Origin of the sequence: Pseudomonas cannabina, assembly GCF_900100365.1 — a bacterium.
GTDB lineage: Bacteria > Pseudomonadota > Gammaproteobacteria > Pseudomonadales > Pseudomonadaceae > Aquipseudomonas > Aquipseudomonas cannabina.
This window is the reverse complement of record NZ_FNKU01000001.1, coordinates 3,286,532-3,303,102: the sequence shown is the minus strand read 5'-3', so window position 1 is coordinate 3,303,102 and position 16,571 is coordinate 3,286,532. Positions and strand designations below refer to the sequence as shown.

Here is a 16,571-nt window from a genome sequence, read left to right as displayed (position 1 = left end):
AGCACCACTGATGTGTGGACTGTGCGGCCTGTTGGGCGAAGACGTGCACTGGAGCGATCCGCTGGCTGCCGAGCTGCCCCGGCGGCGTGAGCGTTTGCGGCGTATCGCTGCGATCAATAAGGTGGTGGCGCCGTTTCGCCTCAAGGTCGAGGACTTTCAGGGCGTGTCCTACTTGCTGCTCGGTGCCACCGGCAAGCAGGAACTGGCGACTGGACTGGAACAGCTTTGGCAGAAGGCCGAATTGTTGATCGGCCGGCCGCTGGACCCGCTGGATTCGGGTCTGCTTGACCATCTGCAGAGGTCATCATGAGCATTGCCCTGAATGTGATTACCGGCTTCCTCGGCAGCGGCAAGACCACCTTGCTCAAGCGCCTGCTGGCCGATGAAAACATGGGCGACACGGCGCTGCTGATCAACGAATTCGGCGATGTCGGCATTGACCACCTGCTGGTCGAAGAGGTCGCGCCGGACGCCGTGCTGCTGCCCAGCGGCTGTGTCTGCTGCACCGTTCGCGGCGAATTGAAAGATGCATTGCTCAGCCTGCTCGAGCGCCGCAATCGCGGGGAAATACCCGCGTTTCGGCGGGTGATTCTGGAGACCACCGGGCTGGCCGATCCGGCACCTATCCTCACCACGTTGAGCAACGATCCGCAGTTGCGCGGGCGTTTTCACATCGGCCTGATCGTCACGCTGGTGGACGCCTGTCACGCCGGGTTGCAGGAGCGGTTGCACCCGGAATGGCTGGCTCAGGTCGCGGCGGCGGACAGGCTGCTGCTGAGCAAAACCGATCTGGTGGAGGCGCCCGCGCTCGACGCACTGCGGCAGCGTCTGCAAGCACTGAATTTTTCTGCGCCGCTGCTGGACACGGCGCAGGTTCACAGCGGTGATCAGTTGCTGCTCGGGGAGGGCGTGCGCAGTGCCGAACCGGCTGCCGAGGTAACACGCTGGCAACTGCACCGTGTCGAGTCGACCTCAGCACGTCACGGTGACGCGCAGGTCTGCTGCCTGAGCTTCGACCGCCCGCTGGACTGGGTCGGTTTCGGGGTGTGGCTGTCGATGCTGCTAAGATGCCACGGCGAACGAATCCTCCGTGTCAAAGGACTGCTCAACGTGAACGACAACCAGGCCCCCATCGTGATTCATGGCGTACAGCATTGCCTGCATGCGCCAGTGCATCTCGCGGCCTGGCCGGGTGAAGATCGCACGTCGCGGCTGGTGTTCATCCTGCGCGGCCTGGACCCGGACTTGCTGCACCGCTCGTTCGAGGTGTTTTCCAGCAGCTTCGCGCCGCCTGGCGAGTCCGCGGCATGACCATCACCTTGCGCGTACTCGGCACCTCGGTGACTTTGCTTGAATCCCTGCGCGAGCGGGCCGAGCAGGAACTGGGCATCAAGCTGGTCTACCAGATTCACGACGTGCAGACCGCGCAACGCATTGCGGTCATGCAGCCAGACAGTTATGACCTTTACGACCAGTGGTTTCATAACGTTGATTTCGTCTGGCCGGCGCGGGCGATCCAGCCCATCGATACCCGGCGGATCGCGCTGTGGCATGAAATCAATGACTTGCCGAAACGGGGGCGGCTGCGGCCTTCCGATCAACCCGGTAGCGGCAGTGTGCCCAGCGAGCGTTTGTTCGTGCAGCACGATGGCAGTCTGGGCAGCACTGTGACCGAGCGCATCAGCATGCTGCCGCTGACTCATAATGCCGACAGTTTCGCCTATCGCCCCGAGCGCTTGCCGGACGGTCTGAGCTCGGCCGATGAAAGCTGGGGCTGGCTGCTGGACCCGGCCTGGGGCGGGCGTATCGCGTTGCAAAGCGATGCCGCCATCGGTGCGCTGGATGCCGCTCTGGCGGTGCAGGGCGCGGGACTGGCGACCTTCAAGGACATCGGCAACATGAGCATCGAAGAGATCGACCTGCTGGCCGACGTACTGGTGCGCAAACAGCAGCAGGGGCATTTCGGTGCGTTCTGGTCGGACGACGAAGAAGCCGCCGAACTGATGCTCAGCCCGACCATCGACATACAAAGCCTGTGGTCGCCGACGCTGGTCAGGCTGCACCGCGCGGGCGTGAAATACCGTGTGGCGGTGCCCAAAGAGGGCTATCGCGGCTGGTTCGGCGGGCTGTCGTTGTCACGCCACGCCAGAGGTCCGGTGCTGGATGCCGCCTATGCGTATCTCAACTGGTGGCTGTCCGGCTGGCCGGGTGCGGTGATGGCGCGGCAGGGCTACTACATCGGCAACCCGGCGCGCAGCCGCGACCATCTGAGCGCGGCCGAATGGGATTACTGGTACGCCGGCCTGCCTGCCCGCGAACAACTGCTCGGCAGCGACGGCCTGCCCCTGATCGATGCCGGAGAACTCCGCGACGGCGGCTCCTACGAAGAGCGCATGGGCCACATCGCCGTGTGGAACTCGGTCATGAACGAACACAACTACCTCGTCCGCCGCTGGAGCGACATCCTGCGCGCCAGTGGCAAGAGCAGCGCCAAGGCGCGCTAGTCATTCGCACTGATCGAGGCCCCTCAAGAGCGGACGCAGAGCGTCCAGAACTGCGTTCCCACGCGGGAGCGTGTGGAACGATTATCGTCTGAACCCTATCGTGCCAACGCTCCGCGTGGGCATGCATTTCGTGACGCTCTGCGTCACAAATCTGCGGTCGTGCCCGCTAGCAGGCGTAACCTAGGTCAAGGCTTCAATGGCGATAAAAAAAAGCGGCTACCTCTCGATAGCCGCCTTTCATTTACCTGTCCCGTCCTGAATAAGGTTTACACCTTCTGACCTTTCCTCAGGAGGACTCAATGAATTCGGGCAAAAGGCGCAGCCAGCGCGATTACACGCTAGCCTTTAAATTATCGGTCGTAGATCAGGTTGAAAAAGGCGAGTTGAGTTATAAAGAAGCCCAGCGACGCTATGGCATCCAAGGCCGGTCGACGGTGCTGGTCTGGTTACGAAAGCACGGTCGACAGGATTGGAGCCAAGGCGCATCAATTCGAGAGCCGAGGAACAGGTCCATGACCGAGCCAACACTCCCGCCGACACCTGAGCAGCGGATTAAAGAGCTTGAAGAACAGCTGGTGCTGAGCAATCAGAAGGCCCAGTTCTTTGAAGCTGTCGTGAACGTCTTGAAAAATGACTACGGTGTTTCCATCGTAAAAAAGCGACCCGGCAAGTCCTCTCGCAAGGGCAAATCCAAGACCTGAGCATTACCAGGGCTTGCCTGTTCATGGGTATTTCGCGTCAAGCGTATTACAAGCGTAATCGCGCTTTTGACGCGAAGGTCCGCCAAGACCAAGAGGTGGTGGACTTCGTCCTGGAAAAGCGGCGTCGCCAGCCCAGGCTGGGAACGCGCAAGCTGCACTACTTGATGAGCGTCGAAGCTCCTGCGTCGTTGTGCGTGGGTAGAGACCGTCTGTTTACCATCCTTCGTGATGCGCGCGAGCTGGTTCCGCGCAAACGGGCTTATCACAAGACCACTCATAGTCATCATCGCTTTCGCCGCCACCCCAACCTGCTCAAAGCAGGTCCTGAACAAGTCGTGGCCAATGGACCCGAACAGGTCTGGGTTGCAGACATCACCTATCTGCCTACACAGGAAAGCGTGGCCTATGTGAGCCTTGTGACAGATGCGTACTCACGCAAGATCGTTGGTCATCATGTGCATGAAAGCCTGCATACCCAGTCGGTGATAAAGGCACTGGAAAAAGCGGTAGGAGAGCGAAAAACCGATCAGATGCTGATTCATCATTCAGATCGCGGTGCCCAGTACTGTTCCGACCTCTATCAGCGGCTGCATACCAGGCATGAAATCCGGTGCTCGATGACTGATGGTTATGACTGTTACCAGAACGCTATGGCCGAGCGAATAAACGGAATTTTGAAGACCGAGTTTCTACTCCATCGGCCTAAAGACTTGGCAGATGCAGTGAAAATGGTGGATGAATCGGTGCAGATCTACAATGGGGAGCGACCACACTTATCCCTGAAATACAAAACGCCCGATGCGGTGCATCGGGCGTTTTTGAGCGTGAAACAGGTGTAAACCTATTTCAGGACTAGACAACCTCAACACCACCTTACTTGGGCAGTTTGAACGCCATCACGTAGTCACCCTGTTTGGTACCCAGCGAACCGTGACCGCCGGCCACGACCAGCACGTATTGCTGACCGTCCTTGCCGGTGTAAGTCATCGGGGTGGTTTGCGCGCCTGCTGGCAGGCGGGCTTCCCACAATTGCTTACCGTTACGCACGTCGTAAGCACGCAGGTACTGGTCAAGCGTAGCGCTCATGAAGGCCAGACCGCTGGCGGTCATGAACGGACCTCCCAGGCTTGGGACACCCATGGTCAGCGGCAGCGGAAGCGGCGAGCTGTCACGCACCGTACCGTTTTTATGCATCCAGATGGTTTTGTGAGTCGTCAGGTCGACCGCTGCCAGATAACCCCACGCTGGCGTCTGGCAAGGCAGGCCCATCGGCGAGAGCAGTGGTTCGAGGATCACGCCATACGGTGCGCCCTTGTTCGGCTGTACGCCTTCGGTTTCACTCTTGCGACCCGGACCGCCTTCCACTTCAGCGGAAGGCACCAGCTTCGAGCGGAACGCCATGTAGTTCGGGTTGACGAAGGCGATCTGACGCACCGGATCGACCGAAATGCCGCCCCAGTCGAAGACACCGAAGTTACCCGGATAAACAATCGAACCCTGCAGCGAAGGCGGCGTAAACGGACCGTCGTAGCGCAGCGACTTGAAGTCGATCCGGCACATCATCTGGTCAAACGGCGTCACGCCCCACATGTCGCGTTCCTTGAGCGGAGGCGGCATGAAGTTCAGCTCGGACTTGGGTTGTGTCGGCGAGGTCCAGTCACCTGCAACAGCGCCCTGCGGAACCGGTACCTCGTTGATCGGCACGATAGGCTGGCCGGTGCTGCGGTCCAGCACATAGATGCTGCCCTGCTTGGTCGATGCCAGCACCGCAGGCTTGACGCCGTCAGCCGTTTTCATGTCCAGCAGTGTCGGTTGACCGCCCACATCCATGTCCCACAGGTCGTGGTGAGTGAACTGGAAGTCCCAGCGTACACGACCAGTTGCGATGTCCAGTGCAACCAGGCCAGCGCTGTACTTCTCGGACTCTTTGGTACGGTCGCCGCCCCATTGGTCAGGCGTCTGGTTACCCATCGGCAGGTAGATCAGGCCGAGTTTTTCATCGACGCTGAACATGGACCACATGTTCGGCGAGTTGCGGGTGTAGATCTTGCCATCGGCAATCGGAGCGGTTTCTTCCGGGTTGCCGCTGTCCCAGTTCCAGACCAGGCGACCGGTGTGTACGTCATACGCACGGATCACGCCGGATGGCTCGTCCATGGAAACGTTATCGGTGACGTGGCCACCGATGATCACTAGGTCTTTGGTCACTGCCGGTGGCGACGTAGAGTAGTAGCCGCCCGGTGCGAAAGTTCCCATATTGGCCGTCAGATCAATCGAGCCTTTGTTGCCGAAGTCTTCGCACATCTTGCCGGTATCGGCGTTCAGCGCGATCAGACGGGTGTCGGCGGTCGGCAGGAAGATCCTGCGCGGGCAGGCACTCGCCGTGGCAGTGCTGTCAGCCGCTGGCGCAGCCGGGCTTTGTGCCGGAGCGCTGGCAGCGTACGCGGCGTCATCGTGGTAAGACACACCACGGCAGGTCATGTGCGCCCAACCTTTGAAGTTGGCGGCGTTCTGGGTGCTGAGCTTCGGATCGAAGCGCCAGATTTCCTTGCCCGAATCCGGATCAAGGGCAATCACCTGGCTGTGTGGCGTACACACATAGAGCATGCCGTTGACTTTGAGCGGGGTGTTCTCGGCAGTGGTTTCACCCGGGTCATTCGGCCTTGGGATGTCGCCCGTGCGATAGGTCCAGGCCGGCTCCAGCTTATTGACGTTTTCCGGCGTGATCTGCGCCAACGGCGAATAGCGATCACCGAACGCGGTGCGGCCGTACGACTGCCAATCGCCGTCAGGCATGGCCGGAGCGGTGTTGGTGGTGCCGGCAGTTTCGCGATCCAGTTGGCCTTCGATGCGGCCAGGGTTGGTGAACTGGCTCGCCAGCGCGGTCAGACCGGCCAGCACGACCGCGATGCTCAATGCACCGGTACCCATACGCGCCGGGCCCTTGAGCAGCAACGGGCGACGGAACCACGGCAGCAGCAAGACGATGCCGAGCGCGAACCACAACGCCAGACGTGGCACCAGTTGCCACCAGTCCAGACCGACTTCCCACAACGACCATACCGTGCTCGCGAACAGCAGCAATGCGTACAGGCCAAGCGCGGCAGGGCGTCCGCTGATCAGCAGCACGCCGGTCACTGCAAAACCGATACCCGCCAGCAGGTAATAAAGAGAGCCGTCCAGTTGCAGCAGCCGGACACCGCCGATCAGCAGTGCCAGCCCCATCAGCAGGATCACCAGCCCGAGCAGGCTCGGCAACAGGCGATTTCTATTTGAAGCACCGTCAGTGCTCATAAAATGAATCTCCGCGAGAAGTAAGTGATTGATATCTTGTTCGTATGCATCGCCTACCCTGGCGTCATTCCTTGCAGCTGCTTATTCAAACGAATCACCGACAGTCGAATTCAGCGCACCACGCACAACGCAGTGGTGCGACCGGCCTGCCACGGTCATTGAATCGTAGACCCTGGCGGTTTGAATTCGTGCATCGACGTTTACTCGAAGAAACCTCGGTAAGAGGCAAGATGTTTAATCCGTAAACGACAATGATAGGGCGCTAACGATCTCTCGAAAAGCTTTAAACATGACATGGATCATTGCGACGGCCGTAACAGTGCGTTAAGCGGGATGTGTTTTATGAAAGCGCGGCGCTTACAATGGCAGACTTCTGGAAGTCCGCGAGCGGTCGCGATGATCTGTTCAGGTACGATTTTTTCTTCATCAGCTTCAAGGTTCAACATGACAACAGCTAATTCCGATCCGCTGCACGGCGTTACGCTGGAGCAGATTCTCAGGGCGCTGGTCGAACACTACGAATGGTCCGGGCTGGCCGAGCGCATCGATATCCGTTGCTTCAAGAGTGATCCGAGCATCAAATCCAGCCTGACTTTCCTGCGCAAGACGCCATGGGCACGCGAAAAGGTCGAAGCGCTGTATGTAAAGCTGCATCGCGGCAAAGGCTGGTAGCCGTTCCTGTCAAAGCGCTCAGCATCGCCATAAAAGCCCGGCACGGACGCCGGAACTCAAGGAAACAGATCGATGCACAGCGACTATCCGCAACGTGCGCAGGGACAGCGCTATTACGCCTTGGTCGGCGCGTGTCTGGGCTGGGCAGGGCTGGTGATTCAGCTTTACCTGATTTTCATCGGGCGCTATGCCGATCACGCCAGCCTGCTGGGCGGTCTGGTGCGGTTTTTCAGTTTCTTCACCGTGCTCACCAACACCCTCGTGGCGGTTGCTTTGAGCTGCGCGCTGACCGAGCGCCAATCGGCGGGCCATCGGTTTTTCCGTCACCCGGTGGTGTGTGCAGGCATTGCGGTGAGCATTGCGCTGGTCGGCCTGGCTTACAACATTCTGTTACGCCACCTGTGGCATCCACAGGGCTGGCAGTGGGTGACCGACGAACTGCTGCATGACGTCATGCCGCTGGGGTTCGTTCTGTACTGGTGGCTGTTTGTGCCCAAAGGCCATTTGCGTTTTAAACATATTGCGCTGTGGGCGATGTATCCGGTTGTGTATTTTGCCTACGTGCTGCTGCGCGGCGACATGATCGGCGACTACATGTACCCGTTCATCGACGTCGGCACGATCGGCTTTCTGAACGCGTTCATTAACGCGCTGGGCGTGCTGCTCGGGTTCGTACTGATCGCGCTGCTGCTGGTCGGGATCGACCAATGGGCGGCTCGTCGTCAGGCATGAGTCGCCCGGCGGGGCTCACTCCTCGCTGTCGTCCGCTTTCCAGTAACCGGCAGCCTTGACGAAGTCTTCCTCCAGACCGAACTCGTCCAGCAGTACCCGCCGCAGCTTGCGTGACAAACCGGACTCGGTGGCGACCCACGCGTACAACTTGCCCTCAGGCATTTCCAGGCGGCGCACAACGTCCACCAGGTTCTGTTCTCCCCGCACGACCCAGATCACATCGACCTGCGCTTCGCTCTGCAACGTCTGCTGTTCCTGCTGGCTGGCGACCTCGACCACCACCAGTGCCGCACGGTTGGCGGGCAATGCTTCCAGACGCCTGGCAATAGACGGAATAGCGGTCTCGTCGCCAATCAGCAGATAACTGTCGAACATGTCCGGCACGACCATCGAGCCGCGCGGCCCGGCAATGTGCAGGAACTGCCCCGGTTCGGCCTGTGCAGCCCAAGTGGCAGCCGGACCTTCGCCATGCAGGACAAAATCGATGTCCAGTTCGCCGCTGGTTTCGTCGTAGCGGCGCGGGGTGTAATCGCGCATCGGTGGGCGCGGTGCGTCCTTGTCGCTGCTGACGGTCAGGTCTTCCAGCGCTGCATGCTCTTGCGCGGTTTGCGGAAAGAACAATTTGACGTGGTCATCGGTCCCGAGGCTGATGAAGCCTGTCAGTTCCGGCCCGTGCAAGGTGATGCGGCGCATCAGTGGAGTCAGGTCGGTGACCCGCAGGACTTCCAGCTTGCGGCGCTTGATTTCGTGCATGACGCGGTGGATCGATTGTGGCGAATTCATACAGAAGCCTCCGATGCAGGTTGAGGCCCGTCAACGATGGCCTTGGCGGTGGTATTGAGCAGCTCGCTCACGCGGAGGATTTCTTCCGGGCTCCAGCGACCATGATGCATATGCATGGCGTGACGCAGATTGTGTACCGCTTCGTGAATCTCTGGCGGGCGGTCATGGCCGCGCAACGAGCGCTTGCTGACGTCGATGCGCGTACGCACGCCTTCCAGGGCAACGGCCTGATCCAGCAGCGAACTGCGCCCCGCGTCAGTGGCGGTGTAGAGTTTTTTGCCGGCCTGAGCGTCGCCACTGATCATTTCGCTTTCTTCGAGAAACGTCAGGGTCGGGTAGATCACACCTGGGCTTGGGCAATACGCGCCGTCGAACAGGCCTTCGATCCTGCGGATCAGGTCATAGCCGTGGGCGGGCTGCTCGGCAATCAGCGCCAGCAGCAGTAATTTCAGATCACCGGGGGCAAAGACCCGTGGACCTCGGCCGCCGCGTTCACGGCCTGGACGTTTTTCGAAACCGTCACGGTCTTCGCCCGCTTCACGCAGGTGCGGCGGACGGTAATGGGCAAGGTGTTTGTCTTCACGCATGTTTTTTCATCTCTGATGACACGTTTAGATATACCTTAAGATATATCTAAACGTAATCGCAAGCGATGAAGACGAACGGTCACTGACGCGTCAGGCACCTTTGGGCGGCTCGGGTAACCGGGTGTTGCACATGGCTTGCCCGTGGTTTTCCAGATACGGCGTCAGGATCGGTGCCATGCCTTTGAGCACCTGCACCGGCAGTGCCGAGGTGAAGCGAAAGCCTTCGGCAGCGCGTCCCGGGACGAAGGCGGTCAATGCGCCAAAGTGGTTGTCGCCGATATAAAACACGAAGGTCGCAGTCCGGTTGATCGCTCTGGAACTGAGAATGCGTCCGCCCGCGCCGATGCTCTCGATCCGGTTATCACCCGTGCCGGTCTTGCCACCCATCGCCAGCACGCTGCCGTCCTGCATCTTGAACGTGCCTTGCACGCGCTTGGCCGTGCCGCCGTCCACTACTTGCGACAAGGCTTCACGCATGGCTGCGGCGACTTCCGACGGCAAGACCCGCTCACCCAGTTCGGGGTTGATGGCCAGCTCGGTTTCATAAGGGGTGTCGGCGGCGAAATGCAGGCTGTCGATACGCACCGGCGGCAGACGGATGCCGTCGTTCTGGATGATGCCGATCAACTCGGCCAGCGCCGCCGGACGATCTCCCGAGCTGCCGATTGCCGTCGCCAGCGAGGGCACCAGGTGGTCGAACGGGTAACCCACCCGCTGCCAGCGTTGTTCGATGTCCAGAAACGCTTCGACTTCCATCATGGTCCGCACCCGGCTGTCGCGTGCGCCCTTGTGGCGACTCTTGAACAGCCAGCCGTAGACTTCCTGACGCTCGAAACGGCTGGCCGCCGCTGCATCCTTGAATTGCGCTTCCGGGTGCTTGAGCAGGTAGCCCACCAGCCACAGGTCCAGTGGGTGAACCCGGGCGATGTAGCCTTGATCGGGCAGGTTGTAAGCACCCGGAGCGTAGCTGGTGTACAGCTCGGCCAGGCGCTTGTCGGTCAGTTTCGACGTCGTCCGGGTTTCTTCCAGATGGGCGCGCACGAACGCATTGAACGTAGCCTGATCGGCACCCGGTAACAGGTAGCGATGCACGGCAGCAAGGCGAATCGCCGTCGGATGGATGCCGTCCAGAAAGGTATCCAGCCGCTCCTGCGTGGTCTTGTTCTTGTAGCGCTTCCAGAAGCGCAGCAGAAACACGGTGCCTTCGCGGTCGGCAAACTGACTCAGGTATTCCTGACGGCGCGGGTTGTCATCATCCTTGAGCAGCGAAGCGCTGTTATTGGGCGCCTGATAGGTGCTGTAACGCACGACATCGCGCATCAGGCGAATGAACGGCAGGTTGATCGATTCACGCAGCGACTCGCGCAGGGTCGGAATACGCTCGTTGTCTTCCCGTCGGAAGTTATTGAACCGGTGCATGCCGCCGCCGGTGAAGAAGGCCTCGGCGGGGCTTGCCGAATAGGTTCGGTCCAATGCCGAGGAGAGCATTTTCGCCAGATCGCGATCGCTGTTCTGCAACAGGTAGTCCACCGCCCAGCGAGTGAGCCGGTCGGGGTCTTCGACGGGGATCTTGCGCAACTGCGCATTGCTCATGCCGGCATAGCGCCCGTGCAGCTCGGCAATGATTTCCAGGTAAGTGGTCAGTACGCGCATCTTGGCGGTAGAGCCCAGTTCCAGCTTGCTGCCTTCGTTGATGTCGAACGGCTGATCGGTACTGTCGGTCTGCACCCTGACCCGCGAACCATCTGCGCCGCGTTCGAACAGGGTGAAGCTGTAACGCACCTGTGTCGTGCTGGCCGGGGTCAGCAGGCGTTCGCCCATCAGGCCGACTTTTGCGGCAAATTCAGGGTTGGCCAGATCACGCAGGTACTGGCTGACGCTGCGCTGCAGTTCGCCGTGCAACGTGCTGGTGGCCGACAGATCAAGGCGGTCCAGATCATACAGCGGGCGATTGAGCAGGTTCGACAGCCGGGTACGCGCGACGCTGATGCCCTTGTTGGTTTCGATGGGTTGAATCGTCGGCTGCTGCGCCCAGTCGCGGTAGGTGACCGTTGCTTTCAGCGCGGCATCGGCCAGCGGCTTGTCGATGACATTGGCTTGGGCCAGCAGGCGGATGTGGCTGTCGGTCAGCTCAGCCAGTTCTGCACGGCCCTTGGCCAGATAATGCGACGGACGACGCTGCGCGATCACCAGCGACAGCACCTCGCGCAACGCCAGCGCCTTGTCGGCCAGGCTCTTCTGATCGGTGGGGCTCGAAGCCAGCAGCTCATTGGTTTTGGCGAAATCCACCCCGAACCAGACCCGCAGCCCTTCCGCCAGGCCATGCACCTCACCATGCCCCGGCACCGCAGACAGCGGCACGCTGTTCAGATAATCGCGCACCACCCGCTGGCGTACCGCGAGGGTCTGCTCACCGGGTTGGTACGCACGCACGCTGGCAGACACCATCTGCCGCAGTTTCTCCGAGCCGGACTGTGTCAGCCCGTCAGGTGAGTGACGGTATTTTTCCAGTTGAGTCGCCAGCGTACTGCCACCGGCGGACTGACCGGGCAGGGCAAATACCTTTGCCACTTGCGACCAGGCGGCCTTGGCAAAGCGTGGCCAGTCCACGGCCGGGTTGGCCAGCGGCTGCTGCGGGTCCCGGCAGTCAGTGATCGACAGCCCGGCCTGGCTTTTTTCCTCGTAAGGCACGAAAAAACCGCGCTGCACGTAGCGCCGCAGTTCGGGTGAAAAGCGTGTCTGACGCGTGATCACGTAGTCGCGCTTGAGCAGGCGCGGCAAAAACTCATCCAGCGATGAATAGCCGAGACGCTTGTCGATCGGCCCGTCACCGGGATAAATCACCTCATTGCCTGCCCCGGGTTGCATCGAGTAGCTCAGGTTCGCCGCAAAACGGCTGAATTCCCGCGCCTGCAATCTGGAGCTGCGACTTTCCATCGCCACCGCAACGCCCAGCGCCACCCCACCCGCCACCACAATCCCCCAGAACAGCCACCACCCATATCGCCTGCGACGCGGTCGCTTCGGCGTGCGTGGGTCATCCTGACGGTCGGCTGCCATCACATCCTGCTTGCTATCGGAATGCCGAAATACGCCCATAGTCGATCGTCCGGTCATCCAGTAAACGCCCCTGAGCTCAGCTTAGACGCTGGTCAGGATAACGGGGGAAAATGTCTGACGGATTTCAGACTGAAACGAGGTGAAGTGTGGATGGGCGCTAGGGAGGCGCTGCAAAAATAGCCAACTGTCCCCACCCTTGGCACACTAAGTTCCTTCAACAGCCTCCCTCTCCGTGAGCGTTACGCGCGTGCAGAAGACCTTCTCCGAACTCGAATATACCGGCAAGAAAAAGCAGACTCGCCGAGATCGCTTCCTGGCTGACCTTGAACAGTTGGTGCCCTGGGCCCTGCTGGAGGCGCAAGTGGCGCCGTTTTATAGCAACACCGCAGGCAAGCGCGGACGCCCTGCGATAGGGGTGTCGCGCATGTTGCGCATGTACGTCGTGCAGCAGTGTTTCGGTTTCTCCGATGAAGGTTGCGAAGATGCCGTCTACGACAGCCAGGCCATCCGCGGTTTTATGGGTATCGACCTGGGTCGCGAGTCTGCACCGGATGCCACCACCTTGCTGCGTTTTCGCCGCTTGCTGGAAGTCCATCAGCTAACCCGGCTGCTGTTTGAAACGATTAACCAGCATCTGGCCAGCCGGGGGCTGCTGCTCAAGGAAGGCACTATCGTCGACGCTACTCTGATCGCCGCGCCGCCCTCGGTCAAGAACCGAGAAGGCAAGCGTGATCCTGAGATGCATCAGGCCAGGAAAGGCAATCAATGGCACTTTGGGATGAAGGCCCACATTGGTGTAGACGCCACGTCGGGGCTGGTGCACAGCGTAGTAGGGACGGCCGCTAACGTGGCGGATGTCACCCAGGTTGGCCAGTTGCTTCACGGTGACGAAACCTATGTTTCGGGTGACGCTGGATACACCGGTGCGGCCAAGCGACCGGAGCATGCTGAACGGGACGTTATCTGGTCGATTGCAGAACGGCCAAGCAGTTACAAGCAGCACGGCGAAGGCAGCGTGCTGTATCGGGTCAAGCGCAAAATTGAATATGCCAAGGCGCAACTGCGTGCCAAGGTCGAGCACCCCTTCCAGGTAATCAAGGTGCGCTTCAATCATCGCAAGGTTCGCTACCGTGGGCTGGAAAAGAATACAGCGCAGTTGTTCAGTTTGTTTGGGTTGGCCAATCTGATGCTGGCCAAGCGGTATTTACAACAGACGGCAGGATAAATCCGTCTGAAAGGCGGGACTGGCCCGCCTTTCAGCAAAATGAGGGCAGAAATCTGCTCGAGAAACGTAAAATAAGGCCGGCAGGTTGAAAAAAACCGGCTTGGAAATGGGGACGGTGCGAACGGGTTAATTGTTCAGCGTCTCCTTAGGGAGACGCTGATTTATTCTAAAACCCAGCTGTTGCCCCCAGATAAATCAAGGCCTCCAGAGCGTTGCAGGGACGAAAAATCGAATAAATCAGCGCCTCCCTAAGTCAGGTGTCCTACAGCAAGAGTTTTATTGACCTGAAAGTTTCTGCGCAGCAGGTTGTTAAAGCGTTAGGGAGCCGCTGATTTATTCGATTTTTCGTCCCTGCAACGCTCTGGAGGCCTTGATTTATCTGGGGGCAACAGCTGGATTTTAGAATAAATCAGCGGCTACCTAGTTGTAGGAAGTTAAGCATCTGATTTAACTATTTTGTAGGAGGTTTCCGATAATCTTTTGTATCGCTTGATCTTGGGTCTAACAACTGATTACGTCCGGGTTTGTCAGTGGCAATGATGCCCTGCGTAATTAATAACTACTAATGAGATCAGGAAGATGAAAAACAAGAAAAACAAGGCGGGTCGCGCGTTTGTGTCTGGATTGCTATTGGCAATGTCTTGCCATGCGACGGCGCAAGTAGAGGGCGCGCCTACTGCCAGCGAGCAACCGACGCCTCAAGAGCAGACTGCTCCAGCTACAGGCAATTCCGTTCCGGTCGTGTTGACGGATAAAATTCATCAGATCAATAAAATTCTGGAAAGCACCACGGCGGTTCATCAGTATGAGTTTACTGCGGTACGTGGGCAGAACGTACTGATCGCGACCCCTGACCACCAGTACAACCAGACGTGGAGGCTGGAGTATCAGGTGGATGGCGGGGAGTGGCAGGCCAAGCGTCATAATGGAGCAGAGAAAATCAGTGGGTTGAATGCCGGTTCGCAGGTGAATATACGCATTCTTGCGACCGAAGGAGCCAGGTTTGACAGTGTTGATTACAGCGTGGTGTTCGGTTCTTACCCGCACATGAGGTATGACCTGCATAATGAAGAAGGGTTTTTACCAATTCCGCATGGCCGGACGACGCCTGCGTTTCTAGCTACGCAGGCTTTTACAAAAGCGATGCTGGAAGCGACTTTCACTGACAGTGTAGGGGTGCCACTGGAGGGGGGTGTTTTAGACTTTTATCTGAGCATCAGAAAGGGTGGAGAAGGGGAGCAGTACATTTCAGATGGCTCAGGAAAAATAATGCAGTTGCTGACATTTGAAGGCTGTGAGGGGGGGCGGCTCGCAGATAATTTTGTTCATTACAGCAATGGAAAAAATACGTGGAGCACTCGTTACGAAGTGGGAGATTACTGGGCTGTAAACAGGCTGTTGGAAAACTTGGCTGATAAGCCATACGTTTACAATTTTGGACACATTTGCAAGCGTTGGCTGATAAATTGGTCTAGAAATTAACTCATGAAGAAGACGCTCTGTCCAATATCCCGGGTGCAGAGCGTCTTCTTGACTGTCAGGCTCGTATGTCTACGTAAGATGTTTCTTTCTTGTCCGCATTTTGCTTGACCTGGTTTATCCATATCTCGCGTGGGTCATTTTTTTTGCTGGCCCCTATAAGGCCCAAATCTATAACATCCTGAAAATTCATCAGGCTAAGACCATAGAGTCCTTTAAGGAGACGCTGAACAATTAACCCGTTCGCACCGTCCCCATTTCCAAGCCGGTTTTTTTCAACCTGCCGGCCTTATTTTACGTTTCTCGAGCAGATTTCTGCCCTCATTTTGCTGAAAGGCGGGCCAGTCCCGCCTTTCAGACGGATTTATCCTGCCGTCTGTTGTAAATACCGCTTGGCCAGCATCAGATTGGCCAACCCAAACAAACTGAACAACTGCGCTGTATTCTTTTCCAGCCCACGGTAGCGAACCTTGCGATGATTGAAGCGCACCTTGATTACCTGGAAGGGGTGCTCGACCTTGGCACGCAGTTGCGCCTTGGCATATTCAATTTTGCGCTTGACCCGATACAGCACGCTGCCTTCGCCGTGCTGCTTGTAACTGCTTGGCCGTTCTGCAATCGACCAGATAACGTCCCGTTCAGCATGCTCCGGTCGCTTGGCCGCACCGGTGTATCCAGCGTCACCCGAAACATAGGTTTCGTCACCGTGAAGCAACTGGCCAACCTGGGTGACATCCGCCACGTTAGCGGCCGTCCCTACTACGCTGTGCACCAGCCCCGACGTGGCGTCTACACCAATGTGGGCCTTCATCCCAAAGTGCCATTGATTGCCTTTCCTGGCCTGATGCATCTCAGGATCACGCTTGCCTTCTCGGTTCTTGACCGAGGGCGGCGCGGCGATCAGAGTAGCGTCGACGATAGTGCCTTCCTTGAGCAGCAGCCCCCGGCTGGCCAGATGCTGGTTAATCGTTTCAAACAGCAGCCGGGTTAGCTGATGGACTTCCAGCAAGCGGCGAAAACGCAGCAAGGTGGTGGCATCCGGTGCAGACTCGCGACCCAGGTCGATACCCATAAAACCGCGGATGGCCTGGCTGTCGTAGACGGCATCTTCGCAACCTTCATCGGAGAAACCGAAACACTGCTGCACGACGTACATGCGCAACATGCGCGACACCCCTATCGCAGGGCGTCCGCGCTTGCCTGCGGTGTTGCTATAAAACGGCGCCACTTGCGCCTCCAGCAGGGCCCAGGGCACCAACTGTTCAAGGTCAGCCAGGAAGCGATCTCGGCGAGTCTGCTTTTTCTTGCCGGTATATTCGAGTTCGGAGAAGGTCTTCTGCACGCGCGTAACGCTCACGGAGAGGGAGGCTGTTGAAGGAACTTAGTGTGCCAAGGGTGGGGACAGTTGGCTATTTTTGCAGCGCCTCCCTAAGGAGACGCTGAACAATTAACCCGTTCGCACCGTCCCCATTTCCAAGCCGGTTTTTTTCAACCTGCCGGCCTTATTTTACGTTTCTCGAGCAGATTTCTGCCC

At 58.6% G+C, this 16,571-nt stretch carries 13 protein-coding genes; 8 read left to right on the top strand and 5 right to left on the bottom strand.

The genetic code is table 11. The annotated features are described in order from the left end of the window. Positions 1-10 precede the first annotated feature (10 nt). From BLT55_RS15550 to BLT55_RS15530, 4 genes are all read left to right on the top strand, one after another. Positions 11-310 (top strand): hypothetical protein, encoded by a 300-nt coding sequence (locus BLT55_RS15550; RefSeq protein WP_003405362.1) that lies wholly within the window; start codon positions 11-13, stop codon positions 308-310. Continuing rightward, positions 307-1,311 (top strand): CobW family GTP-binding protein, encoded by a 1,005-nt coding sequence (locus BLT55_RS15545; RefSeq protein WP_055001022.1) that lies wholly within the window; start codon positions 307-309, stop codon positions 1,309-1,311. Before BLT55_RS15550 ends, BLT55_RS15545 begins: the two co-directional genes overlap by 4 nt. Continuing rightward, positions 1,308-2,504, top strand: coding sequence for an ABC transporter substrate-binding protein (locus BLT55_RS15540; RefSeq protein ID WP_055001021.1), 1,197 nt, complete (start codon positions 1,308-1,310; stop codon positions 2,502-2,504). The genes BLT55_RS15545 and BLT55_RS15540 overlap by 4 nt, the downstream gene beginning before the upstream one ends. A 299-nt stretch (positions 2,505-2,803) precedes the next feature. Further along, positions 2,804-4,044, top strand: a protein-coding gene (locus BLT55_RS15530) for an IS3 family transposase (protein ID WP_167359962.1) whose coding sequence is annotated in 2 segments (ribosomal slippage) — positions 2,804-3,155 and positions 3,155-4,044 — 1,242 coding nt in all. Because the reading frame shifts where the segments join, the coding sequence is not laid out codon by codon here. Positions 4,045-4,078: 34 nt separating this feature from the next. Here the strand turns inward: BLT55_RS15530 and BLT55_RS15525 are convergent. Further along, positions 4,079-6,499, bottom strand: coding sequence for a glucose/quinate/shikimate family membrane-bound PQQ-dependent dehydrogenase (locus BLT55_RS15525; RefSeq protein WP_055001691.1), 2,421 nt, complete (start codon positions 6,497-6,499; stop codon positions 4,079-4,081). Between the two features lie 444 nt (positions 6,500-6,943). Between BLT55_RS15525 and BLT55_RS15520 the strand changes: the two genes are divergently transcribed. Together BLT55_RS15520 and BLT55_RS15515 are read left to right on the top strand one after the other, a co-directional pair. Continuing rightward, entirely contained in the window at positions 6,944-7,171 is a 228-nt protein-coding gene (locus BLT55_RS15520; RefSeq protein WP_007248770.1) for a VF530 family protein, read from the top strand. 72 nt (positions 7,172-7,243) lie between these two features. Further along, a complete protein-coding gene (locus BLT55_RS15515) occupies positions 7,244-7,903 on the top strand; it encodes a Pr6Pr family membrane protein (RefSeq protein ID WP_055001690.1) in 660 nt (219 codons plus the stop codon). A gap of 15 nt (positions 7,904-7,918) precedes the next feature. Here the strand turns inward: BLT55_RS15515 and BLT55_RS15510 are convergent, their stop codons facing one another. The 3 genes from BLT55_RS15510 to BLT55_RS15500 form a co-directional block, all read right to left on the bottom strand. Further along, positions 7,919-8,686: a siderophore-interacting protein gene (locus BLT55_RS15510; protein ID WP_007248768.1), complete on the bottom strand. Its 768-nt coding sequence runs from the start codon at positions 8,684-8,686 to the stop codon at positions 7,919-7,921. After that, the gene (locus BLT55_RS15505; RefSeq protein ID WP_055001689.1) at positions 8,683-9,273 is read right to left on the bottom strand and encodes a PadR family transcriptional regulator; all 591 of its coding nucleotides are present in this window, start codon (positions 9,271-9,273) and stop codon (positions 8,683-8,685) included. The genes BLT55_RS15510 and BLT55_RS15505 overlap by 4 nt, the downstream gene beginning before the upstream one ends. A 90-nt stretch (positions 9,274-9,363) precedes the next feature. Further along, positions 9,364-12,372 (bottom strand): transglycosylase domain-containing protein, encoded by a 3,009-nt coding sequence (locus tag BLT55_RS15500; RefSeq protein WP_055001688.1) that lies wholly within the window; start codon positions 12,370-12,372, stop codon positions 9,364-9,366. Positions 12,373-12,580: 208 nt separating this feature from the next. Here BLT55_RS15500 and BLT55_RS15495 point away from each other — a divergent pair, with 208 nt between their 5' ends. Together BLT55_RS15495 and BLT55_RS15490 are read left to right on the top strand one after the other, a co-directional pair. Then, positions 12,581-13,558 carry an IS5 family transposase gene (locus BLT55_RS15495; protein WP_007247761.1) on the top strand — a complete coding sequence of 326 codons (978 nt, stop codon included), beginning with the start codon at positions 12,581-12,583 and terminating at the stop codon, positions 13,556-13,558. A 579-nt stretch (positions 13,559-14,137) separates the two neighbouring features. Then, positions 14,138-15,040: a hypothetical protein gene (locus BLT55_RS15490; protein WP_055000425.1), complete on the top strand. Its 903-nt coding sequence runs from the start codon at positions 14,138-14,140 to the stop codon at positions 15,038-15,040. 361 nt (positions 15,041-15,401) lie between these two features. Here the strand turns inward: BLT55_RS15490 and BLT55_RS15485 are convergent, their stop codons facing one another. Next, complete coding sequence (locus tag BLT55_RS15485; protein WP_007247761.1) at positions 15,402-16,379, bottom strand: IS5 family transposase; 978 nt, start codon at positions 16,377-16,379, stop codon at positions 15,402-15,404. Positions 16,380-16,571 lie beyond the last annotated feature (192 nt).